This is a genomic window from Actinotalea sp., from assembly GCF_035443605.1.
Taxonomy (GTDB): domain Bacteria; phylum Actinomycetota; class Actinomycetes; order Actinomycetales; family Cellulomonadaceae; genus Actinotalea.
On the sequence record NZ_DAORSQ010000021.1, the window covers coordinates 1 to 21610 of the forward strand.

General features: G+C 76.1%; 21 protein-coding genes. 16 read left to right on the forward strand and 5 right to left on the reverse strand.

Translation table 11 applies throughout. The features are described 5' to 3' along the window. Positions 1-463: PLP-dependent transferase (locus PKY62_RS03945; RefSeq protein ID WP_324535074.1), on the reverse strand; the 463-nt coding region annotated here is incomplete at its 3' end. Between the two features lie 505 nt (positions 464-968). Here PKY62_RS03945 and PKY62_RS03950 point away from each other — a divergent pair. Next, entirely contained in the window at positions 969-2345 is a 1377-nt protein-coding gene (locus PKY62_RS03950; RefSeq protein ID WP_324535076.1) for a C40 family peptidase, read from the forward strand. A 37-nt stretch (positions 2346-2382) separates the two neighbouring features. Here PKY62_RS03950 and PKY62_RS03955 read toward each other — a convergent pair whose 3' ends face one another. Next, positions 2383-2580 (reverse strand): hypothetical protein, encoded by a 198-nt coding sequence (locus PKY62_RS03955; RefSeq protein ID WP_324535078.1) that lies wholly within the window; start codon positions 2578-2580, stop codon positions 2383-2385. A gap of 123 nt (positions 2581-2703) precedes the next feature. Further along, positions 2704-3201, reverse strand: coding sequence for an inorganic diphosphatase (locus PKY62_RS03960; protein WP_324535080.1), 498 nt, complete (start codon positions 3199-3201; stop codon positions 2704-2706). A 104-nt stretch (positions 3202-3305) separates the two neighbouring features. Here PKY62_RS03960 and dacB point away from each other — a divergent pair, with 104 nt between their 5' ends. The 4 genes from dacB to hpt are packed head-to-tail and all read left to right on the forward strand — an operon-like array spanning position 3306 to position 7455. Continuing rightward, positions 3306-4730, forward strand: coding sequence for a D-alanyl-D-alanine carboxypeptidase/D-alanyl-D-alanine endopeptidase (gene dacB / locus PKY62_RS03965; RefSeq protein ID WP_324535082.1), 1425 nt, complete (start codon positions 3306-3308; stop codon positions 4728-4730). An 11-nt stretch (positions 4731-4741) separates the two neighbouring features. Next, positions 4742-5845 carry an Rv3626c family coenzyme F420 biosynthesis-associated protein gene (locus PKY62_RS03970; protein WP_324535084.1) on the forward strand — a complete coding sequence of 368 codons (1104 nt, stop codon included), beginning with the start codon at positions 4742-4744 and terminating at the stop codon, positions 5843-5845. Positions 5846-5876: 31 nt separating this feature from the next. Beyond that, a complete protein-coding gene (gene tilS / locus PKY62_RS03975) occupies positions 5877-6887 on the forward strand; it encodes a tRNA lysidine(34) synthetase TilS (RefSeq protein WP_324535085.1) in 1011 nt (336 codons plus the stop codon). 13 nt (positions 6888-6900) lie between these two features. Next, a complete protein-coding gene (gene hpt, locus PKY62_RS03980; RefSeq protein WP_324535087.1) occupies positions 6901-7455 on the forward strand; it encodes a hypoxanthine phosphoribosyltransferase in 555 nt (184 codons plus the stop codon). On the opposite strand, the gene PKY62_RS03985 is transcribed toward hpt, so the two are convergent. Beyond that, the gene (locus tag PKY62_RS03985; protein WP_324535089.1) at positions 7452-8324 is read right to left on the reverse strand and encodes a hypothetical protein; all 873 of its coding nucleotides are present in this window, start codon (positions 8322-8324) and stop codon (positions 7452-7454) included. The genes hpt and PKY62_RS03985 overlap by 4 nt on opposite strands. 331 nt (positions 8325-8655) lie before the next feature. On the opposite strand from PKY62_RS03985, the gene ftsH reads away from it, so the two are divergent. Continuing rightward, on the forward strand, positions 8656-10671 hold the full coding sequence (ftsH, locus tag PKY62_RS03990) for an ATP-dependent zinc metalloprotease FtsH (RefSeq protein ID WP_324535091.1): 2016 nt from the start codon (positions 8656-8658) through the stop codon (positions 10669-10671). Continuing rightward, positions 10668-11309: a GTP cyclohydrolase I FolE gene (gene folE / locus PKY62_RS03995; RefSeq protein WP_324535092.1), complete on the forward strand. Its 642-nt coding sequence runs from the start codon at positions 10668-10670 to the stop codon at positions 11307-11309. The genes ftsH and folE overlap by 4 nt, the downstream gene beginning before the upstream one ends. Before the next feature lie 190 nt (positions 11310-11499). Here the strand turns inward: folE and PKY62_RS04000 are convergent, their stop codons facing one another. Next, positions 11500-12444, reverse strand: coding sequence for a type IV toxin-antitoxin system AbiEi family antitoxin domain-containing protein (locus PKY62_RS04000; protein ID WP_324535094.1), 945 nt, complete (start codon positions 12442-12444; stop codon positions 11500-11502). Between the two features lie 431 nt (positions 12445-12875). Between PKY62_RS04000 and folP the strand changes: the two genes are divergently transcribed. Genes folP through PKY62_RS04045 form a run of 9 tightly spaced genes read left to right on the forward strand, consistent with a single transcriptional unit; the run spans position 12876 to position 21589 of the window. After that, a complete protein-coding gene (gene folP / locus PKY62_RS04005; protein WP_324535130.1) occupies positions 12876-13715 on the forward strand; it encodes a dihydropteroate synthase in 840 nt (279 codons plus the stop codon). Next, entirely contained in the window at positions 13708-15087 is a 1380-nt protein-coding gene (gene folK / locus PKY62_RS04010) for a 2-amino-4-hydroxy-6-hydroxymethyldihydropteridine diphosphokinase (protein WP_324535096.1), read from the forward strand. Before folP ends, folK begins: the two co-directional genes overlap by 8 nt. Next, the gene (locus PKY62_RS04015) at positions 15087-15566 is read left to right on the forward strand and encodes a DUF3180 domain-containing protein (RefSeq protein ID WP_324535098.1); all 480 of its coding nucleotides are present in this window, start codon (positions 15087-15089) and stop codon (positions 15564-15566) included. The genes folK and PKY62_RS04015 overlap by 1 nt, the downstream gene beginning before the upstream one ends. A gap of 46 nt (positions 15567-15612) precedes the next feature. Next, positions 15613-16116, forward strand: coding sequence for a PH domain-containing protein (locus PKY62_RS04020; RefSeq protein ID WP_324535100.1), 504 nt, complete (start codon positions 15613-15615; stop codon positions 16114-16116). Then, positions 16113-17678, forward strand: coding sequence for a PH domain-containing protein (locus PKY62_RS04025; protein WP_324535102.1), 1566 nt, complete (start codon positions 16113-16115; stop codon positions 17676-17678). The genes PKY62_RS04020 and PKY62_RS04025 overlap by 4 nt, the downstream gene beginning before the upstream one ends. Further along, positions 17675-18595, forward strand: a complete 921-nt coding sequence (locus PKY62_RS04030) for a Rossmann-like and DUF2520 domain-containing protein (RefSeq protein ID WP_324535104.1) — start codon at positions 17675-17677, stop codon at positions 18593-18595. Before PKY62_RS04025 ends, PKY62_RS04030 begins: the two co-directional genes overlap by 4 nt. Then, positions 18592-19476: a pantoate--beta-alanine ligase gene (panC, locus tag PKY62_RS04035; RefSeq protein WP_324535106.1), complete on the forward strand. Its 885-nt coding sequence runs from the start codon at positions 18592-18594 to the stop codon at positions 19474-19476. The genes PKY62_RS04030 and panC overlap by 4 nt, the downstream gene beginning before the upstream one ends. Further along, on the forward strand, positions 19473-19907 hold the full coding sequence (gene panD, locus PKY62_RS04040) for an aspartate 1-decarboxylase (RefSeq protein ID WP_324535108.1): 435 nt from the start codon (positions 19473-19475) through the stop codon (positions 19905-19907). Before panC ends, panD begins: the two co-directional genes overlap by 4 nt. Continuing rightward, the gene (locus tag PKY62_RS04045) at positions 19904-21589 is read left to right on the forward strand and encodes an L-aspartate oxidase (RefSeq protein WP_324535110.1); all 1686 of its coding nucleotides are present in this window, start codon (positions 19904-19906) and stop codon (positions 21587-21589) included. The genes panD and PKY62_RS04045 overlap by 4 nt, the downstream gene beginning before the upstream one ends. Positions 21590-21610 lie beyond the last annotated feature (21 nt).

The following is a 21610-nucleotide window of genomic DNA, read 5'->3' on the forward strand; positions in this document are numbered from 1 at the left end:
CGAAGAACAGCTTGGTGTTGGGCTGGACGGCGTCGCGCCAGGCCTGCGGGTCGTGCGGGTCGGTGACGAACGTCGTCGTGATGCCCAGCTTGGGCAGCGTGTAGTGCAGCAGGTTGTACGTGCCGCCGTACAGCGACGGGCTGGCGACGACGTGGTCGCCCGCCTCCGCGATGTTGAGGATGGCGAGCGTCTCTGCCGCCTGGCCCGAGGCGAGCAGCAGGGCGCCGACGCCGCCCTCGAGCGAGGCGATGCGGTCCTCGACGGCGGTCTGCGTCGGGTTGCCGATCCGGGTGTAGATGGGGCCGAGGTCCGCGAGCGCGAACCGGGCGGCTGCGGTGTCTGCGTCGGGGAAGACGAAGGAGGTGGTCTGGTAGATCGGCAGCGCGCGGGCCCCGGTGGTGGGGTCGGCGCTCTGTCCGGCGTGGATCTGACGGGTCTCGAAGGACCAGCTGGCGTTGCTCATGGTGGGCTCCTGGGTACGGGGGGTACGTGGGGCACGGGGAGACCACAGCCAGCGCGCTGACCCTGGCCGACCCGCGCGGGGTCGAGGACAGGTGTGCACGTGGGGATCGAGGCCGGCGCTGTCCCGGGGTCTCACGCGAGGGTGAGGGTCCTACCGGTCAGCGGGCATGCCACCGAACGTGCGCGGGTCAGCGGCACATTCGAAGGAACATGTGGCGGAGCGTACGGCGTGGCGTCCCCCCGCCGGAACGACCGTCTCGCCATCTGAGATCCACGTGCTCGCCGTCCGGGACGGAGCCTGGCCGGACGGGCGCGGCGCCGAGGTCAAGCCCCGCCCCGGGCGTGCCGATGACCAGGGGAGGGGCGCATGGTGCTCGTGTTAAAGGAGTGACAGGTGTTCCCTTCGGTGGGCGCGACGCAGTAGCGTCGGACCCAGATCCAGTGGGCCAGCGGCCTGCGCAGGCGGGCCCCGGTCACGACCGGTCGGCAGGACGGGAGTGACAGGGATGCGAGCCACGCCACGGCGCGCCGCTGCGACGACCGCCCTCGTGCTCGTCGCCGGGCTCCTCACCGCCCAGGCGTCGTGGGCCGAGCCCGACCCGAGCGCGGCCGACGCGGCCGAGGCGCGGACCGCCGTCGCCTCCGCGGCCTCCGCCGTGGCCGACATCGAGCTCCGGCTCTCCGTGCAGTCCGCCACCCTCGAGACCGCGTGGACCGCGGTCGAGGCCGCGGCCGAGGACTACACCGGCGCGATCGTCGCGCGGGACGAGGCCGCTGCGGCGAGCCGCGAGGCCGCCGAGCGCGCCGACGCCGCGCTCGCGGACGTCGAGGTCGCCCAGGAGGTGCTCGGCGACATCGCGCTCGAGGCCTACCGGTCGGGTGGTTCGCTCGACGGCCTGAGCGCCTTCCTCTCCGCCGACGGGTACGAGGACCTCGTCGCCCGGTCGTCGGCCATCGAGCAGCTCGGTGACCGCGCCCAGCGCGCCGTCCAGCAGCTCGAGGCCGCCGAGCTCGTCGCCAGGACCCTCGGGGCCAGGGCGGACGAGGCCGCCGCCGCCGCCGAGACCACCGCGACGGCGGCGCAGGACGCCCTGACGGCCGCCGAGGCCGCGCAGGCCGCAGCCGAGGAGCAGGTCGCGGCGATCGCGGCGGAGCGCGAGGTGCTGCTCGCCGAGCTCGCGGCGCGTCGGCAGACGTCGGTCGAGATCGAGCGCACCCGCCAGGACGCCCTCGACGCCCGGCGCAGCGCGCGGGTCGAGGCCGCGGCCGCCTCGTCACGGGGGGTGTCGAGCGGTGCCCCCACGACGACGCCCGTGACGACCACCCCGGGGACGACGAGCCCGGTCACGGCCACCCCGGCACCCGCACCGGCACCCGCCCCGGCACCGGTACCCGGTCCCGCACCGGCACCCGTTCCGGCCCCGGCACCTGCGCCGGCCCCGGCCCCGGCTCCCGCTCCGGCCCCGGCACCCGCGGACCCCTACGGGCTCGGCACCGGTGCGCTGCGCGGCTCGGCGGAGCAGGGCAACGCCGCGGTCGCCTGGGCCACCGCGCAGGTCGGCAAGGCGTACTCCTACGGCGCGGCGGGCCCGGACTCGTTCGACTGCTCCGGGCTGACCAGCCAGGCGTGGAAGGCCGCTGGCGTCTCCATCCACCGCACGTCGCGCGACCAGTACCGCCAGGTGCGCAAGGTCGCCTACGACGCGATGCGCCCCGGCGACCTCATCTTCTACGGCAGCGTCGGCAGCGACCCCGGCAGCATCACGCACGTGGCGATGTACGTCGGCAACGGCCAGATGGTCGAGGCCCCGCGTGCGGGCGTGCCGCTGCGCGTCACGAAGGTCCGCTGGTCGGGCACCATGCCCTACGCCGGGCGGCCCTGACCGCACCGCGGTCAGGCGGTCGCGGTCGTGCGGGGGCTCAACCCGCCAGCCGCAGCAGGCCGGGGCCGTGCTCGCCGGGCGTCTGCTCCACGACGTAGTCGAAGAACGGCGCGCCGTCGGGGCCGTCGAGCACGTCGACGACCTCCACGGCCAGCACCTCCCCGGCGGTCAGCTGCCCGCCCGGGGCAAGGCTCTGCCCGGCCAGCGGGCCGTCGACGAAGTGGTACTGCGGCACGGGGTCACCTCGGTGGTCCTGGCGGGTGCGGTCCGCCCTCCCATCGACCGGCGTGCGGGCGACGTGACGGTTCGGGCGCGAGAACGGGCCGACGCGTCGTCCGCGTCGGCCCGTGGTCGGTGGTCAGGGGTGGTGGTAGCCGGTGTCGATCGCGCGCTGGCGGGAGTTCTGGATCTCCGCCTCGGCGGCCGCGCGGTCGACCCAGTGCGCGCCCTCGACGGACTTGCCCGGCTCGAGGTCCTTGTAGACCTCGAAGAAGTGCTGGATCTCGAGGCGGTGGAACTCGCTGACGTCGTCGATGTCCTGGCGCCACGACGCGCGCTGGTCACCCGTCGGGACGCAGAGGACCTTGTCGTCGCCGCCGGCCTCGTCGCGCATCCGGAACATGCCCAGCGCGCGGCACCGGATGAGGCAGCCGGGGAACGTCGGCTCCTCGAGGAGCACCAGGGCGTCGAGCGGGTCGCCGTCCTCGCCGAGGGTCCCGTCGATGTAGCCGTAGTCGTCCGGGTAGCGGGTCGAGGTGAAGAGCATGCGGTCCAGGCGGATGCGCCCGGTCACATGGTCGACCTCGTACTTGTTGCGCTGGCCCTTCGGGATCTCGATCGTGACGTCGAACTCCACAGCTCTCCTTCGCCCGGCTCCACGTGGTGTGCGGTGATCTGTGACTAGTGTGTCGCACCGGCGGGCCTCACGGCACCGTGAGCGGTGGATCGGTGGGAGGGCAGATGGGCAGGCGGGCCGCACGCGCCGCCGTCGGGACGCTCGCCGTCGTGCTGCTCGCGGGTGGCGGCTACGTCGCGGCGGACGTGCACGACCGGGTGCCGGGCCTGCTCACGCTCGCCCCGCCGCCCGTGCCGCCGGCCCCCTTCCCCACCGCGCCGGGCGCCGTCGAGCCCCCGGCGCCGGCGCCCGTCGTGGCGCAGCTCGACCCGGCGGCGCCGGTGCCCGACGTCGCCGCCGTCACCGCGCTGGCTCGGGAGCTGGCGGGTGACGCCCGGATGGGGACGTCCACCGGCATCAGCGTCGTCGACGTGCTGACCGGGCAGGTGCTCGCGGACCTCGAGGCCGGCACGCCGCAGGTGCCAGCCTCGACCGCCAAGGTGCTCACGGGCTTCGCGGCGCTGACGGCGCTGGGCGCGCAGGCCACGTTGCCGACCGCGGTGGTGCAGCCGGCACCCGGCCGGATCGTGCTCGTCGGTGGCGGCGACATGATGCTGGCCGCGGGTGCGGGAGACCCCACCGCGACCGTCGGCAGGGCCGGGCTGGCCGATCTGGCCGACGCCACCGCGCGCGCCCTCGCGCTGGCCGGGGTCACGACGGTGAGCGTCGCGGTCGACGACACGCTCTTCTCGGGGCCGACGTTGCACCCCGACTGGGTGCCCAGCGACGTCGCGGCGGGCTACGTCGCGCCCGTCACCGCCGTTGCGGTGGACATCGCGAAGACGGTGCACGACGACGAGTACCCGCCGCGGCACGCCGATCCGTCGCTGCACGCGGCCAGGACCCTGGCGGACCTGCTCACCGCCAGGGGCGTGACGGTGACCGGCGGCGTGACGCGCGAGCCGGCCCCGGCGGGGTCGGTCGAGCTCGCCCGGGTCGAGTCCGCTCCGCTGCGCGACGTCGTCCGCTACGCGCTGCGCGACTCGGACAACACCATCACCGAGGTGCTGGGCCGGCTGGTCGCGGTGCGGGGCGGGCTGCCGGGGAGCTTCGACGGCGCGACGAGCGCCGTGCTCGCCGAGGTCGCGGCGCAGGGTCTCGACACGACGGGCGCCACGCTGCGCGACTGCAGCGGGCTCGCCGCCACCTCCGCGCTCGCGCCGTCGCTGCTCACCGACGCCCTGGTGCTCGCGGCCGACCCCGACCGCCCCGCGCTGCTGCCGGCGCTGCTCGACCTGCCCGTGGGCGGCTGGACCGGGACGCTCGCGGACCGGTTCGGCACCGGTGCGGCGCAGGGCCTGGTCCGGGCCAAGACCGGGAGCCTGCCGGGGGTGACCTCGCTGGCCGGGACGGTGCTGACGGTCGACGGCAGGCTGCTGGCCTTCGCCGTGCTCGCCGACGCCACCCCCGCCGGGGGGCAGGCGGCGCCCCGCGGGGTGATCGACACCATGGTCCAGGGCCTCGCCGGGTGCGGGTGCACCACACCGTGAGCACCCCAGGCGTGAGCACACCAGGCGTGAGCACCCCGGCCGCGAGCGCCCCGAGCGACGACCGTGGCGTCGGCGGTCCCGACTGGGAGCTCGCCGCGCGCTGGGGCGGCCACTGGGCCTCGCCCGGTCCGACGGCCCCGCGCGCCGAGCTCGAGGCGCTCGTCGCGCGGCTGCGCGCCTCGGCGACCCGCGCGGTGCCGCTCGCGGCGCGCGCCGGACGGTTCGGCACGCTGGTCGCGGGCTACCCGCGCGCCAGGGTGCTCGTCGTGGACCGGCCCGGGTGGGCGCGGGCCGCTGCGGACTCGTTCGCCGGGCTCGCCGTCGGCCTCGACCCCGCGCCGGCCGGCGCCGGCCCGGCCTGGTCCAGGCCGGCGGGGACGGCCCAGGTGGCCGGCCTGCTCGGCCTGCTCGCCGGTCGCGTGCTCGGCCAGTTCGACCCGTTCGGCACCGACGAGCCCGGCGGGCGGCTGCTGCTCGTCGCCCCCAACGTGCTGCACGTCGAGCGCGCGATGGGGGTCGACCCGGCCGACCTGGCGCTGTGGGTGTGCGTGCACGAGCAGACGCACGCGATGCAGTTCGCCGCCGCGCCGTGGCTCGGCGAGCACCTGCGGACGGCCCTGGCGGGGCTGCTCGCTCCGCGCGACGACGACGGGGCCGGGCCGCCCGCACCGGGACGGACCGGTGCACGGGCCGTCGCGGCCCTGCGGACCCTGCGGGGCCGCGCGCCGGCGGACGACCTGGGACTGCTCGCGCTCGCCCTGGACCCCGACCAGCGCCGCGAGGTCGAGCGGATCGGTGCCGTGATGTCCTTGCTCGAGGGCCACGCCGACGTGACGATGGACGCTGTGCCGAGCCGGGTCATCGCCTCCAGGGGTCAGCTGCGCGCGCGCCTGGACGCGCGCCGGCGCGCCACCGGTCTCGACGCCGTGCTGCGGCGGCTCATCGGCCTCGACGCGAAGCTGCTGCAGTACCGCCGCGGGGCCGACTTCGTGCGCGGGGTGCGCCACTCCGGGGGGCGCACGGCGCTCGAGGCCGTGTGGTCGGGTCCGGCGGCGCTGCCCACCCCGGCCGAGCTGCTCGACCCCGCGTCCTGGGTGCGCCGGGTGCACGGATGATGACGCTCGCACCACCGACGCTGGTGACCCCGTGAGCGGCCCGCACCCCGCCGTCGCCGTCGTGCGCTCGGCCGTGCGCGCGGAGCTCACCCTGCTCGCCGCGGGTGCGGACGACGGCGCGCTCGTGCTCGTCGCGTGCTCCGGCGGTGCGGACTCCCTCGCCCTTGCCGCCGCCGCGGCGTTCGTGGCTCCCCGGGTGGGGCTGCGCGCCGGCGCCGTCGTCGTCGACCACCGGCTGCTGGCCGGCAGCGCGGACGTCGCCGCACGCGCCGCGGACCAGTGCCGGGACCTGGGTCTGTCCCCGGTCGAGGTGGTCGCCACGACGGTCGGTGGCAGCGGTGGGCCCGAGGCCGCGGCGCGGATGGGGCGTTACGCCGCCCTCGCCGACGTCGCCGACCGGTACCGTGCCGTCGCGGTGCTCCTGGGCCACACGCTGGACGACCAGGCCGAGACCGTGCTGCTGGGGCTCGCGCGGGGCTCGGGCGCACGGTCGCTGGCCGGGATGCCCGCGCGCCGCGGCCTGCTGCGCCGTCCCCTGCTCGGCGTGCGGCGCGCGCAGACCCTCGAGGCGTGCGAGGCGCAGGGCCTCGTCCCGTGGCACGACCCGACCAACACCCCCGCTGACGGGCCCGACCTGGGCGAGGCCAACCGTCGCGCCGTCGTGCGCCACGAGGTCCTCCCGGTGCTCGAGCGCGCGTTGGGCCCCGGGGTGGCGCTGGCGCTGGCCCGCACGGCCGACCAGCTGCGCGCCGACACCGAGGTGCTCGAGGACCTCGCAGACCAGCTGCTCGCGGCCGCGCGCGAGGGCGGTGGTCCCGTCGGTGCGCTCGACGTCGTGCGGCTCGGGGCCGCCCCGGAGGCGGTGCGACGCCGGGCGCTGCACGCCGCGCTGGCCGGGTGGGGCTTCGGCGCCCCGCACGCCGTGCACGTGGAGGCCGTCGACGCCCTCGTGGTGGGTTGGCGCGGTCAGGGCGCCGCGGCGGTGCCGGGGGGATCGGTGGTCCGGCGGTATGGCAGGCTGGCACCCGACGTCTCGACCTAGGGAGCAGCGGCCGGTGGATCCTTCGGACATGGGTGACGACCTCGAGCGCGTGCTGCTCACCGAGGCGCAGCTCCAGGGGCGGCTCGACGAGCTCGCCGCGCAGATCGACACCGACTACGCAGGCCGCGACCTGCTGCTCGTCGGCGTGCTCAAGGGTGCCGTCATGGTCATGGCCGACCTGGTGCGCCGCCTGCACACGCCCGTCGAGATGGACTGGATGGCGGTGTCGTCCTACGGCGCCGGGACCACGTCGTCCGGCGTGGTGCGCATCCTCAAGGACCTCGACTCCGACCTCACGGGCCGCCACGTGCTCATCGTCGAGGACATCATCGACTCCGGTCTGACCCTGTCCTGGCTGCTGTCCAACCTGCGCAGCCGTGGCCCGGCGACGGTCGAGATCGCCACGATGCTGCGCAAGCCCGAGGCGGCCAAGGTCGACGTCGACGTGCGTTACGTCGGGTTCGACATCCCCAGCGACTTCGTCGTCGGCTACGGCCTGGACTACGCGGAGAAGTACCGCAACCTGCCGTTCGTCGGGACGCTCGCCCCGCACGTCTACCGCGACTAGCCGACCCGGCCCGACTCGTCCGGCGGTCCGAGCAGGGCCCAGAGCGCTTCGAGGTCGGCCGCCTCGGCGTCGAGCTCCGCGCGGCTCGCCGAGGCCGCGGCATCGGCGGCGTCGAGGGCGGCGCGTCTGGCCTGCTGGTCCTGAGCGGCCAGCTCGAGGTGGTCGCGGACGGCGGCGAGCGTGTCGCTCGTCTGCTGAGTCTCGACGACCGTGCCGTCCCACAGGGTCCAGGAGCTCGTCCACCGCGCGCGCAGCTCCGGCGCGGCCGCGTTGTACTGCTCGACCGAGGCGTTGTAGGACGCACGGGTCGCGGCGAGGCCGGCCGCGTCGAGCTCGAGGACGGCCCTGGCCGTGGCGTCGGCCTGCTCCGTCGTGGCCTGCGCGGCGTACCGCGCGGCCAGGTCGATGCTCAGGGTCTCCTGGGCGTCCGCCGTGGCCCGCTCGATCCCGACGGTGGCGACCCGGTCCGTGAGGAACTGCGCGTACCGGGCCTCGAGGGCAGGGCTGAGCGCGCCGGGCAGGGACGAGCCGAGGACGGCGAACGCCTGCCAGCCGGCGGTGCGGGCGTCGCCGTGCGTCACGTCGTCGAGGTACCCGTGGAGCCGGTCGTCCGGGACGTCGTAGAGCACGAACTGCCGCGCGCCGGTGGTGCAGCCCCACCGGCCCGGCTCGCCCGGTGCGCCGAGGCAGGCCCGGTCGACCTCCTCGTGCGAGGCCAGCCGGGGGTGGCGGTCGAGGAAGGCCTCGCGCCCGGCATCGGTCGGCGCCATCTCCTCGGCCAGGGCCAGCACCTCCGCCGACGGCGGACCGGGGTCGACGGGCTCCAGGACGGCGCCGCAGCCGGCAGCGGTGAGGGCGACGGCGATCACCGCTGCCGCCGCTCGATGCACCCCCTGCCGCACCGGGTCCCCTCTCGTCGCACCCGGACGCTAGCCCCGTGCGGGGGCCGGCGGGTGCGGTCCGACGACGCAGGAGGGGCCGCAGCGTGAACGCAGGACGAACGCCCCCGGTGGGGAGATGGGGCTCGTCCGCCGGCACGGCGTGGTGCGCCCGGGCCGGGAGAGTCAACGTGCGCGGGGCGCGCCGGGTTCCCGCTGCTGCCCTGCGCGAACACGCGGGGGTCTGCCGGGGGTCAGCGGGTAGCCTGCAGGCCAGACCTACCCCGCGACCAGGAGGGATAGGGCCCCGGCCCCGTCGCCCATGAACCTCAAGAGCCTCACCCGTGGCCCGGCGATCTGGATCGCCCTTGCCGTCGTCATCCTCTGGATCGCGGTCTCGTCCTTCAGCACCACCGGCGTGCAGCGGATCGACACCTCCGACGGCCTGGCCCTGCTCGCGGGGGACACCGTCGACCAGGCCAAGATCGTCGACGGCCAGCAGCGCGTGGACCTGACGCTCACCGAGGACTTCGAGGAGTACGGGACGAACGTCCAGTTCTACTACGTGGTCCCGCAGGGCGAGGCCGTGGTGCAGGCCATCGCCGACGCGGACCCGCCGGGCGGGTTCAACTCCGAGGTCCCGCGCACCACCTGGTGGGCCAGCCTGCTGTCCCTCGTGCTGCCGTTCGTCATCATCCTGGGCCTCTTCTGGTTCCTCATGTCGCGCATGCAGGGCGGCGGCTCGCGCGTCATGCAGTTCGGCAAGTCGCGCGCCAAGCTGGTCTCCAAGGAGACCCCGCAGGTCACGTTCGCTGACGTCGCGGGCGTCGACGAGGCCGTCGAGGAGCTCCAGGAGATCAAGGACTTCCTCGCCGACCCGGCCAAGTTCCAGGCCGTCGGCGCCAAGATCCCCAAGGGCGTCCTGCTCTACGGGCAGCCCGGGACCGGCAAGACGCTGCTCGCCCGGGCGGTCGCGGGCGAGGCGGGCGTGCCGTTCTACTCGATCTCCGGCTCCGACTTCGTCGAGATGTTCGTCGGCGTGGGCGCCTCGCGCGTCCGCGACCTGTTCGACCAGGCCAAGCAGAACGCCCCGGCGATCATCTTCATCGACGAGATCGACGCCGTCGGACGCCACCGCGGTGCCGGCATGGGCGGCGGTCACGACGAGCGCGAGCAGACGCTCAACCAGATGCTCGTCGAGATGGACGGGTTCGACGTCAACGCCAACGTCATCCTCATCGCGGCGACCAACCGGCCGGACATCCTCGACCCGGCGCTGCTGCGCCCCGGCCGGTTCGACCGCCAGATCTCCGTCGACGCCCCTGACCTGCGCGGTCGCGAGCGCATCCTCAAGGTCCACGCGATGGGCAAGCCGATGGCGCCCGACGTCGACCTGCACGCCGTCGCGAAGCGCACGCCCGGCTTCACCGGTGCCGACCTGGCCAACGTGCTCAACGAGGCGGCGCTGCTCACCGCGCGCACCGGTGGGCAGACCGTCGGCAACCACGAGCTCGACGAGGCGATCGACCGCGTCATCGCCGGTCCGCAGAAGCGGACCCGGCTGATGAACGACAAGGAGAAGAAGATCACCGCGTACCACGAGGGCGGCCACGCCCTGGTGGCGGCCTCGCTGCGGTACACCGACCCGGTGACGAAGGTGACGATCCTCCCGCGGGGTCGCGCGCTGGGCTACACCATGGTCATGCCGGCCGAGGACAAGTACTCGACGACGCGCAACGAGCTGCTCGACCAGCTCGCCTACGCCATGGGCGGTCGCGTCGCCGAGGAGCTCGTCTTCCACGACCCGACGACGGGCGCCTCCAACGACATCGAGAAGGCCACGGCCGTGGCCCGCAAGATGGTCACGCAGTTCGGCATGTCCGAGCGGATCGGTGCGGTCAAGCTCGGCCAGGACTCGGGCGAGGTGTTCATGGGCCGCGACATGGGCCACGGGCGGGACTACTCCGAGGAGGTCGCGGCGGTCGTCGACGTCGAGGTGCGGGCGCTCATGGACTACGCGCACGACGAGGCATGGGCGATCCTCACCCAGCACCGAGCGGTGCTCGACGCGCTGGTCACCGAGCTGCTGGAGCGTGAGACGCTCAACCAGGCCGAGCTCGCCGAGATCTTCGCGCCGATCACCAAGAACGCCCCGCGCGACGTGTGGCTGTCGAGCCCCGAGCGCGCCGTCTCGAGCATCCCGCCGGTGCAGACGTCCGCCGAGCGCGCGGCGGCGAACGGCGGAGGGGTGCCGCAGGACGAGGCGGCCACCGCGCACGACGAGCACCCCGCGCAGGCCATCATCGAGGTGCCACCGGACGGGACGGTCCAGCCATGACGACGGAGGCCACCACCACCGGCGGGCTCGACGAGGCCGTCGCGCTCGACGACGCCACAGCCCCCCTGCCGCCGGGCTACGACTACGAGCGCGCCGAGCGCGCCGTGCGCGAGCTGCTGCTCGCCGTCGGGGAGGACCCTGACCGCGAGGGTCTGCGCGAGACGCCGGCCCGGGTGGCCCGCGCCTACGCCGAGACCTTCGCCGGCCTGTACCAGGAGCCGCGCGACGTGCTGTCGGCGACCTTCGACATCGGGCACGACGAGATGGTCCTCGTCAAGGACATCGCGGTGTTCTCGACGTGCGAGCACCACCTCGTGCCGTTCCACGGCGTCGCGCACGTCGGGTACATCCCCGGGCCGGACGGTCGGGTGACGGGGCTGTCGAAGATCGCGCGGCTCGTGGACCTCTACGCGCGGCGCCCCCAGGTCCAGGAGCGGCTCACGTCGCAGGTGGCCGACGCGATGGTCGAGGTGCTCGGCGCGGCGGGCGTCGTCGTGGTCGTCGAGTGCGAGCACCTGTGCATGTCGATGCGGGGCGTGCGCAAGCCCGGTGCCCGGACGGTGACCTCGGCGGTGCGTGGCCAGATGCGCCACGGGACCACCCGCGCCGAGGCGATGAGCCTCATCCTCGCCCGCTGAGCCGAGCCACCGCCCCACGCGCGGTCTCACGCGCTGACGGCACGTGCCGCCGCCACAGACCCGCGCCCGCCCCGCACCCGCGGCCGGATCGTGTGGATCTTCCGGCAGGTGGAGCCGGGAGCTCACCACTGTCGTGCGACGGGCGGGGTCGGGGGCCGCGTGCGGCGCCGGGTTCGCGTGAGGGGTGGTGTCACGGGCCGACGGGGCAGCCGGGGCCGCACGGGCGGGCCTGGCCGGTCCAGCCTCGGGAGCGCAGCGCGGCCTCGACCTGGGCCGCCGTCCGGCACGGCGTGGCCCGGACGTGGCGCCAGCGGAACCGCAGGGTGAGGTCGCCGCGTTCGATGAGCACCGCGTTGTCCCGCCACACGTCGTCGTCGGTGCGTCCGCCGGGATGCGCGACCTCGCCGTCGAGCTCGGACCGCACGCCGAACCCCTCGTAGACGCTGTCGGCCCGGATCCATCGCCCGCCCACGCGCTCACGGCGCTGCAGCCGGGACGTCGGCAGGCCGTGCCGCCGTTCGACGTCCACGTGGTAGCGGTGCTCCAGGGGTGACTCGATCCCGTCGGCGACCTCGCCGAGCAGCTCGAGGGCCAGAGCCCGCCGCGGCACGCGGCTCCGAGCGCCCAACGCATCGAGGATGGCGTGCGGCGCGACCCCCGCGCGCACGGCGGAGGCGAGCAGCCCGACGGCGGCGTCGGCGGACGGGGCGTCGCCCAGGAGGTCGACGACGGTCTCGGCAGGGACGATCGCTCGCAGCCTGCCGCCCGACGGCGGCATCGTGCGGCGCCGTCGGACCTGAAGCCCCGGGCTCGGCCGCACCGTGCGTCGCGCCGGGACCTCGACCTCGATCGTCTGGGGTGGCGCCGCGAGGAAGCCGTGCAGGTGGGCCGCGCCCCGGCGACCGATGGCCGCGCCGGGGCCGGCATACAGCAGTGCGGCCGAGGCCCGGGTGCGCCACGGGACGGGGCCGGTGTGGACGCAGTAGACCCCGCGGTGCAGCCGCTGCCACAGCCCGGCAGCGACCCACCGGCCCGGCGCCGAGTCGTCGACCCCGAGCGACGTGAGCTGGGCGGCCGCGACGACGCCGTCCTGGCGGAGGGCGACCTGCAGGACGGACTCGGGCGGTCGGCGCATCACCCCAGGCTCGCCGCCCTCGACTCGGGCCGTCGACGTGGCACGGACGCCCTGTGGAGAAGCTGGGCCGCGCGAGACCCCGTGGATGGCCAGCCCGGCTGCGCGGCCTCCGCCCGCGATCGTGTGGCGTTCCCGACCCCTGCAGCTGGAAGGGCCACACACTCCCGTCCCGGCCTCGCGCATGCGCTCGGCCCGAGGGGAACGTGGGGATCCTCCGGCCGATGCGGAGGGGAGAGCCACACGATCACGGTGAGGGGACGGGTCGGCGGACGGGGCGGCGGGGCGGGCACGGGACGGAGCGGGACGGGGCGGGACGGGTCGGGGGCTGCGACCCCGGGGCCGGTGCCGACCTGCGGCTCTAGGCTGGTGGCGTGACCCGACACCCGGCCCCGCTGCCCGAGCGCATCGCCGGGCTGGACCGCACCCTGGTCATGGGCGTGGTCAACGTGACCCCCGACTCGTTCAGCGACGGCGGCCGGTGGTTCGAGCCAGAGGCCGCCGTCGAGCACGGGCTCCGGCTGCTCGCCGAGGGTGCCGACCTGCTCGACGTCGGCGGCGAGTCCACGCGGCCGGGTGCCCACCGGGTGTCCCCCGACGAGGAGCGCCGACGCGTGCTGCCGGTGGTCGCCGACCTCGTCGCGGCCGGTGCCGTGGTGAGCGTCGACACGACGCGCGCCGCCGTGGCCGCCGAGGCTGTCGAGGCCGGCGCACACGTGGTCAACGACGTCTCGGGCGGTCTGGCCGACCCCGAGATGTACCGCACGGTCGCGCGCACGGGCGCGGTGTACGTGGCCATGCACTGGCGCGGGCCGTCGGACGTCATGGACGGCCTCGCACGGTACGACGACGTCGTCGCGCAGGTGCGCGACGAGCTCGCCGCGCGGGTCGCCGAGGCGCTCGGTGCGGGCGTGGCGCCCGAGCAGCTGGTCCTCGACCCGGGGCTGGGCTTCGCCAAGCAGGGTGCCGACAACTGGCCGTTGCTGGCGCACCTCGACGCGCTGACGGGACTGGGCCGGCCCGTGCTCGTCGGGGCGTCGCGCAAGCGGTTCCTCGGCCACCTGCTCGCCGACCGGGACGGCGTCCCGGCCCCGCCGGAGGGTCGCGACCGCGCCACCGCGGCGGTGAGCGCGCTGGCGGCCGCGGCGGGCGCTTGGTGCGTGCGGGTGCACGACGTGCCCGGCTCGGCGGACGCGGTCCGGGTCGCCGCGGCCTGGCGCGCGGCACGGGACGTCACGACCCACGGCGAGACGAGCGGAGCACACCATGCCTGAGCACGAGCCGTCCCCCCAGGGCACCCAGGGTGCGCACAGCCACGCAGCTCCAGCGCACCACGCACCCGTCGACCGGATCCGCCTCGTCGGGGTCACCGCCTTCGGCTACCACGGGGTGCTCGAGACCGAGCGTCGCTCCGGCCAGACCTTCAGCGCCGACGTCGTGCTGCACGTCGACACGCGCCCGGCCGCGGCGACGGACCGGCTGGACCTCACCGTGGACTACGGCGGCCTGGCCGAGCAGGTCGCCGCGGTGCTCGCGGGGGACCCCGCCGACCTCATCGAGACCGTGGCAGAGCGGATCGCCGTGGTCGCGCTGTCGTACGCGCCCGTCGCGGCCGTCGACGTGGTGCTGCACAAGCCGCAGGCGCCGATCACGGTGCCGTTCGGCGACGTCACGGTCGAGATCCACCGGGACCGGCGCCACCTCCCGTCCCTCGTCGCTGTCCCGCTCGAGGACGCGGCCGCCGGCGGGGTCCCCGCTCCGGCGACGGCCCAGCCCGCTCCGGCGCCGACCCAGCCCGCCCTCGCGTCGGCCCAGCCCCCTGGACCGGCCACGGCCACCGCCCCGGCCACCGTCCCGGTCGCGTCCGCCGTCCCCCTCGCGTCCGCCGTCGCGGCGCCAGCCCCCGTCGCCGTGCCCGCGCTGGAGGCCATGCCGGTTGCCGACGGCGACACGACCCGCCTCGACCTGCCCGTCCCCGCGCTCGAGCCCTGGCCGACGGCCGACCTCGACGCGACGCGCATCGACCCGCCCGCCGCCCCGGCGCCGCCCGAGCCACCCCTGCCCTCGGCGGCGTTCGACGACCCCGAGCCCCTGGTCGACCCGCTGGACGCCGTACCGCCCGAGCCGGTCGACGTCGTCCTCGCGCTGGGCTCCAACCTCGGCGGGAGCCAGGAGACGCTGCGCCAGGCCGTGAGCGACCTGGCTGCGGTCCCGGGCCTGGAGATCACCGCGATCGCCCCGCTGGCCCGGACCGGCCCCGTGGGCGGTCCGGAGCAGCCGGACTACCTCAACACGGTGCTCCTCGCGCGGACCGTGCTCAGCCCCCGCGCCCTGCTGGCCGCGTGCCAGGGTGTCGAGGCGCGGCACGGCCGCGTGCGTGAGGAGCGGTGGGCAGCCCGCACGCTCGACATCGACCTCATCGTGCACGGTTCGACGCTGGCGGTCGCGGAGGACCTCGAGCTGCCGCACCCGCGGGCCCACCAGCGGGCCTTCGTCCTCGAGCCGTGGGCCCAGGTGGCCCCGGACGCCGTGCTGCCGGGCCTGGGCGGCGGCCCCGTGGGCGCGCTGGCCCGCACGGCCCCGGACCGCGACGGCATCCGCTGGCTCGCGCTCGACTGGTGGAGCCCGCAGCCGGAGCGTGGCTGATGCGGCGGACCGCATGGCAGCGGCTGCTCGCCGCGGCGGCCGGCTCGACGGTGCTGACCTACGCCGTCCTGCGGATCGCCGAGAGCCGTGGCGTCGCGCTGCTCCCGCCGCCCGTCGTGTCGGTGCTCGTGGTGCTGCTCATCGCGGGCGTCGTCCTGGCGATGGGCTGGGCTGTGCGGCAGTACGCGCAGGGCAACCGGCCGAACCTCGACCCGCTGGTCGCCGCGCGCACGGTGGTGCTCGCCACCGCCGCGGCCTGGACCGGGGCACTGCTGACCGGGTGGTACGCGGGTCAGGTGCTCGTCGTGGTGGGCGATCTCGAGATCGCCGCGCGGCGGGACGTCGCCGAGGCTGCCGGCGCGGCGCTCGTCGGCACGGTGCTGCTCGCCGTCGTGGGCCTCGTCGTCGAGCGCTGGTGCGAGGTCAAGCCGCCGGACGACGCCCCCGGCACGGGTCTGTCGGCCGGGGCGGCGACCTGATCCTGCGGCCGATCGAGCGACCGTCGAGCGATGGGAGGATGGGGCCATGACCGAGCAGCCAGACCCCCGTGGCCCGTTCGACCCGGCGGGGGTGGTGTGGCAGCCGGTGTCCCCGCAGCTCGTCACCGTGCGCCTCGTGACGATCGCCATCGCGCTGGGCATCCCGCTGGTGCTGGCCGTCGTCGCGGCCGCCCTGGTCGGCGAGCCGGCCCTGTGGGCCGTGCCCGCCGTGCTGGCCGTCGTCGGGCTGTGGCTCGCCTGGCTCGTCCGGCGGCAGGTGCGCGCGATCGGCTACGCCGAGCGAGACGACGACCTGCTCATCCGGCGCGGCCTGCTCCAGCGGTCCCTCGTCGTGGTCCCCTACGGGCGGATGCAGTTCGTCGACGTGCAGGCCGGGCCGCTCGACCGGTGGTGCGGGGTGGCCCGCGTGCAGCTGCACACGGCGTCGGCGAGCAGCGACGCCTCGATCCCCGGCCTCGTCCCGGCCGAGGCCGCGCGCCTGCGCGACCGGCTCGCCGCGCGCGGTGAGGCCCGGCTGGCGGGGCTGTGAGCGCGGATCTCGTCTGGAGCCGCGTCCACCCCGTCACCCCGGCTGTCAAGGGGTGGAAGGTCCTCGCGGTGCTGCTGGCGATCGTCGTCCAGCAGGTCGGCACCTCGGTCAACGGGGTGCAGGAGGTCGTCGAGCGCGCCGGCTGGGGCCCGATCATCGGGGCGTTCGGCGTCGCCGTGCTCATCGGCTTCGGCTACGCGGGCCTGGCCTGGCGGATGACGCGCTACGCCGTGGACGCGGAGTCCGTGTACCTGCAGACCGGGGTGCTGTTCCGCCAGCAGCGCACGGCGAGGCTCGACCGGATCCAGGGGATCGCGGTGGTCAAGCCGCTGCTGGCCCGGCTCCTCGGGCTGGCGGAGCTGCGGATCGAGGTCGCCGGCGCAGGCGACTCGGCCGTGCAGATCTCCTACCTGCGCGAGGACGCGGCCCAGCGGCTGCGCAACGGCCTGCTGGCGCGCGCGGCCGGGGTGGACTTCGGCACGGTCGAGCAGCCGGAGGCGCCCGAGGCGCCAGAGCGGGAGCTCATCGCGGTCTCGCCCACCCGGCTGGTCGCGTCGCTCGTGCGGTCGATCGCCATCGTCGTGCTCACCCTGGGCATCGTGGGCGTGGTCGGGGTCGCGGTGGGCACGCGCGAGCTCGGTGCGCTGTTCACCGCCCTGCCGGCCCTGCTCGGCGCCGGCGGGTACCTCTGGGGCCGGTTCGCGGGGGAGTTCGACTTCCGGGTCGCGCAGTCGCCCGACGGCCTGCGCCTGAGGCACGGGCTGCTCGAGTCCCGCGCGCAGACGGTCCCGCCCGGGCGCGTCCAGGCCGTGCGCCTCACGCAGCCGCTGCTGTGGCGGCGCAAGGACTGGTGGCGCGTCGAGTCCAACATCGCGGGCTTCAACCAGTCGCAGGACGCGCCCACCCAGACCGTGCTGCTGCCGGTCGGCGACCGCGCCCAGGCGCTGCTGGTCCTGTGGCTCGTGCTGCCGGACCTGGGTGTCGCCGACCCGCGCGCCGTGCTCGAGGCGGCGCTCGTGGGCACCGGCTCCGCGGAGGGGTTCGTCACCAGCCCGCGGCGCGCCCGTCCGCTGGACCCCTGGTCGTGGCGCCGCAACGGCTACGTCGTCACCGAGCACGCGCTCCTCGTGCGCCGAGGCCGGTGGGTGCGTGAGGTCCTCGTGGTGCCCCACGCACGCCTCCAGTCGCTCGGCCTGCACCAGGGTCCGCTGCAGCGTCGGCTCGGCCTGGCGTCGGTGGCCCTGCACTCGACCCCGGGGCCGATCACGCCGCGCGTCGCGCACCTGGACGCCGCCGGCGCCGGCGAGCTCGTCGACGCCCAGGCCGTGCGCGCGCGGCTCGCTCGGGCCGGCGCGGGCCCCGAGCGCTGGATGCGGGGACCGGCATCCCCGGTCCCCGCCGCGACGGTCCAGACGACGGTCCCGACGCCCCCCGCCGGCCCGCCCCCGCCGCCCGCTGGCCCGCCGGTGACGACGGTGCCCCCGCCCCCGCCCCCGCCGCCCGCTGGCCCGCCGGTGACGACGGTGCCCCCGCCCCCGCCGCCCGCCGCGGACGTGCGATGACCACGCCACCCCCCGGTCGGCTCGGGGTCGGCGTCGTCGGCGCCGGCCGGGTCGGGGCCGTCCTCGGCAGCGCGTTGCGGGCGGCAGGGCACGCCGTCGTCGGGGCCAGCGGGATCTCCGCGGCCAGCCGCGAGCGGATCGGGGCGATGCTGCCGGGCGTCCCGGCGCTCGAGGTGCCGCAGGTGGTCGAGCGCGCGGAGCTCGTGCTGCTCACGGTGCCCGACGACGCGCTGGCAGACCTCGTCGCGGGGCTGGCGCGGCTCGGCGCGTGGCACCCGGGGCAGATCGTCGTCCACACCGCGGGTGCGCACGGCGTCGGCGTGCTGGCCCCCGCCGCGGCCGTGGGCGTCATCCCCCTGGCGATCCACCCCGCGATGACCTTCACCGGGACGTCGCTCGACCTCGTCCGGCTGGTCGGCGCCACGTTCGCGGTGACCGGGCCGTCGCCGGTGCTCCCGATCGGCCAGGCGCTGGTCGTGGAGATCGGCGGGGACCCCGTGGTCGTCGCCGAGCAGGCCCGCCCGCTCTACCACGCGGCCCTGGCGCACGGGGCCAACCACCTCGTGGTCCTCGTGGCCCAGGCGGCCCAGGCGCTGGCCGCCGCGGGCGTCGCGGACCCCGGTGCTGCCCTCGCGCCGCTGCTGGGCGCCGCGCTCGACGGCGCGCTGCGCGCGGCGCCCGACGCCGGCGTGGCCTCGCTCACCGGACCGGTGGTGCGCGGCGACGCCGGCACGGTCGCGGCCCACCTCGACGAGCTGGCGGCCCTGGCCGCGCGCGACCCCGCGGCGGCCGACCTGCCGCCGACCTACCGGGCGCTGGCCCGGGCCACCACGGCCCGTGCCCTGCTGGGCGGCCGGATCACCCCCGAGCAGGCCGAGCGCCTGCTCGACACGATCGCCGGGGAGGCGACCCGATGACCCCGCACGTCGTGCACACCCGCACGGACCTGACGGCAGCGCTCGCGGCCCCGCCCGGGGGGCCGGCGGCGACCCCCGCGGGCCGCCGCGCCGTCGTCATGACGATGGGCGCGCTGCACGAGGGCCACCTCGCGCTGGTCCGCGCCGCGCGCGAGCGCGCCGACCAGGTGGTCGTGACGATCTTCGTCAACCCGCTGCAGTTCGGCCCCGCCGAGGACCTCGCGCGCTACCCGCGGGACCTGGCGGCCGACGTCGCGCTGCTCGCGACCGCGGGCGCCGACCTCGTCTTCGCGCCGTCGGTCGACGAGGTCTACCGCGGCGAGGCCGTGGTTCGGGTCTCGGCCGGGCGGCTGGGCGAGCGGCTCGAGGGCGCCCACCGGCCGGGGCACTTCGACGGCGTGCTCACGGTGGTCCTCAAGCTGCTGCACCTCGTGGCGCCCGACGTCGCCGTCTTCGGGCAGAAGGACGCCCAGCAGCTCGCCGCGGTGCGCCGCATGGTCCACGACCTCGACGTGCCGGTCGAGATCCTCGCCGTACCGATCGTCCGCGACGCCGACGGCGTGGCGCTGTCCAGCCGCAACGCCTACCTCGACGCCGGGGAGCGCACCACCGCCCGGGCGCTGTCGGACGCACTGGCCGCAGCCGGCACGGCAGCCGGGGCGGGCCTGCCGGCCGCCGACGTGCTGGCCGCGGCGCGGTCCCGGCTCACCGCCGAGCCCGGCCTCGTGGTGGACTACGTGTCACTGGTGGACCCGACGACGGTCGACGACGTCGCCGCGGACCACCGCGGCCAGGCCCTGCTGGTGCTCGCGGCGCGCGTGGGCACCACCCGGCTGATCGACAACGCGGTGCTGGGCATCGCCGGTGAGGAGTCCTCATGAGCACGAGCACCTGGTTGCGCACGATGATGACCGGCAAGGTCCACCGCGCACGGGTCACGGCGGCCGACCTGCACTACGTGGGGTCGATCACCGTGGACGCGGAGCTCCTGGCGGCGGCCGACATCCTGCCGGGGCAGCAGGTCGACGTCGTCGACGTCACCAACGGCGCCCGGTTGACCACCTACGCGCTGGCGGGCGCGGCCGGCTCCGGCGTGGTGTGCGTCAACGGTGCCGCGGCGCACCTCGTCCACCCCGGGGACGTCGTCATCGTCATCGCGTACGCCCAGCTGCCGGATGCCGAGGCCCGCACCTACACCCCGCGCGTCGTCCACGTCGACGAGGACAACCGGATGGTCGACCGGGGGCACGACCCGGGCCTGCCCGGCGAGCACGAGCTGACGGCCGCCGTCGCCTGGGCAGAGGTGCGATGAGGCTCGCGAGCCGGCTGGCCGCCCCGGAGCCGGGCTGGACCGCGCGCGCCGACGTCGTCGTCGTGGGCTCGGGGATCGCCGGGCTGACCGCCGCGCTGCACCTGCGCACGCGGGTACCGCGCGTGCTGCTGGTGACCAAGGGCGAGCTCGCCTCCGGCTCGACGGTGTGGGCGCAGGGCGGGATCGCCGCGGCACTGGACCCCGACGACAGCCCCGCGGCGCACAAGACCGACACGCTCGTGGCCGGCGGCGGCGTGTGCGACCCGGCGGCGGTCGACGTGCTCGTCACCGAGGGCCCGGCGCGCGTGCGCGAGCTCGTGGCACGGGGCGCACGGTTCGACACCGAGCCGGACGGCGAGCTGTCGCTCACGCGGGAGGGCGGGCACCACGCCGACCGGATCGCGCACGCCGGCGGCGACGCGACGGGCGCCGAGATCTCGCGCGCCCTCGTGGCCCAGCTGGACGCCGTCCGGAGCGACCCGGGCATCGAGGTGATCGAGCACGCCCTGGTCCTCGACCTGCTCACCGCGGCGCCGGACGCCGACGGCCGGCCCGGCCCGGTCTGCGGGGTCACCCTGCACGTCATCGGCAAGGGGACGCGCGACGGCGTGGGTGCGGCGCTCGGCCGGGCCGTGGTGCTCGCGACCGGCGGCATCGGGCAGGTCTACCCGTCCTCGACCAACCCCGCCGCGGCGACGGGCGACGGCCTGGCCGCGGCCCTGCGCGCGGGTGCCCTCGTGGGCGACATGGAGTACGTCCAGTTCCACCCGACGGTGCTGTGGCTCGGCGCCGGGGTCAAGGGTCAGCTCGCGCTGGTCTCCGAGGCCGTGCGCGGCGAGGGCGCCATGCTGCTGGACACCGACGGCCTGCGGTTCATGCCCGAGGTCCACCCGCTGGCTGAGCTCGCCCCGCGCGACGTCGTCGCGCACGCCATCGTGCGGCGGATGGCGGCGACCGGATCGGACCACGTGTTCCTCGACGCGCGGCACCTGGGGGCGGACTTCCTGCGCGGGCGCTTCCCGACGATCAACGAGCGGCTGCTGGGCGAGGGCATCGACATGTCCACCGACCTCGTGCCCGTCGCCCCCGCGCAGCACTACCACTCGGGCGGGATCCTCACGGACCTGCGTGGCCGGTCCACCCTGACCGGGCTGTACGCGGCGGGGGAGGTCGCGTGCACCGGGGTGCACGGCGCCAACCGGCTCGCGTCGAACTCGCTGCTCGAGGGCCTGGTCTTCGCGCACCGCGCGGCGCAGGACGTCGTGGCGCGCGTCGCGGCGGACGAGCTGCCGCAGCTCGAGCCGGTCGAACGGCCCGGGCACGCAGCGCTCGTCGCCGCCACGATGCGCACACGCCTGCAGCGCATCGCCGCCGCGGGGCCGGGGGTCATCCGCTCCGGGGACGGTCTGGCGCGCGCCGGGGCCGCCCTGGAGCAGGTCCCCACGCGCGCGCACCGCGTCGCCGGCGTGCAGGCCGCGCCGCAGACCGCCGAGTGGGAGACGACCAACCTGCACCAGGTCGCCTCGGTGCTCACCGCCGCGGCGGCGATGCGTCCGGAGAGCCGGGGCGGGCACTTCCGTGAGGACATGCCGGCCCCCGACGACGCCTGGGCGCTGCGGATCGAGGGCGGCCTGGACCCGGACGGCGAGCTGGTGCTGGGCCCGCGACCGATCGGCGCCTGATCGGCGGTACGTGCGACGACG

What these genes read in the sequence shown, in the direction of transcription:
- PKY62_RS03950 (WP_324535076.1), top strand. Translation starts at nt 969, where the DNA reads ATGCGAGCCACGCCACGGCGCGCCGCTGCGACGACCGCCCTCGTGCTC.
- dacB (WP_324535082.1), top strand. Translation starts at nt 3,306, where the DNA reads ATGGGCAGGCGGGCCGCACGCGCCGCCGTCGGGACGCTCGCCGTCGTG.
- ftsH (WP_324535091.1), top strand. Translation starts at nt 8,656, where the DNA reads ATGAACCTCAAGAGCCTCACCCGTGGCCCGGCGATCTGGATCGCCCTT.
- folE (WP_324535092.1), top strand. Translation starts at nt 10,668, where the DNA reads ATGACGACGGAGGCCACCACCACCGGCGGGCTCGACGAGGCCGTCGCG.
- PKY62_RS04000 (WP_324535094.1), bottom strand. Translation starts at nt 12,444, where the DNA reads ATGCGCCGACCGCCCGAGTCCGTCCTGCAGGTCGCCCTCCGCCAGGAC.
- folP (WP_324535130.1), top strand. Translation starts at nt 12,876, where the DNA reads ATGGGCGTGGTCAACGTGACCCCCGACTCGTTCAGCGACGGCGGCCGG.
- folK (WP_324535096.1), top strand. Translation starts at nt 13,708, where the DNA reads ATGCCTGAGCACGAGCCGTCCCCCCAGGGCACCCAGGGTGCGCACAGC.
- PKY62_RS04015 (WP_324535098.1), top strand. Translation starts at nt 15,087, where the DNA reads ATGCGGCGGACCGCATGGCAGCGGCTGCTCGCCGCGGCGGCCGGCTCG.
- PKY62_RS04020 (WP_324535100.1), top strand. Translation starts at nt 15,613, where the DNA reads ATGACCGAGCAGCCAGACCCCCGTGGCCCGTTCGACCCGGCGGGGGTG.
- PKY62_RS04030 (WP_324535104.1), top strand. Translation starts at nt 17,675, where the DNA reads ATGACCACGCCACCCCCCGGTCGGCTCGGGGTCGGCGTCGTCGGCGCC.
- panC (WP_324535106.1), top strand. Translation starts at nt 18,592, where the DNA reads ATGACCCCGCACGTCGTGCACACCCGCACGGACCTGACGGCAGCGCTC.
- panD (WP_324535108.1), top strand. Translation starts at nt 19,473, where the DNA reads ATGAGCACGAGCACCTGGTTGCGCACGATGATGACCGGCAAGGTCCAC.
- PKY62_RS04045 (WP_324535110.1), top strand. Translation starts at nt 19,904, where the DNA reads ATGAGGCTCGCGAGCCGGCTGGCCGCCCCGGAGCCGGGCTGGACCGCG.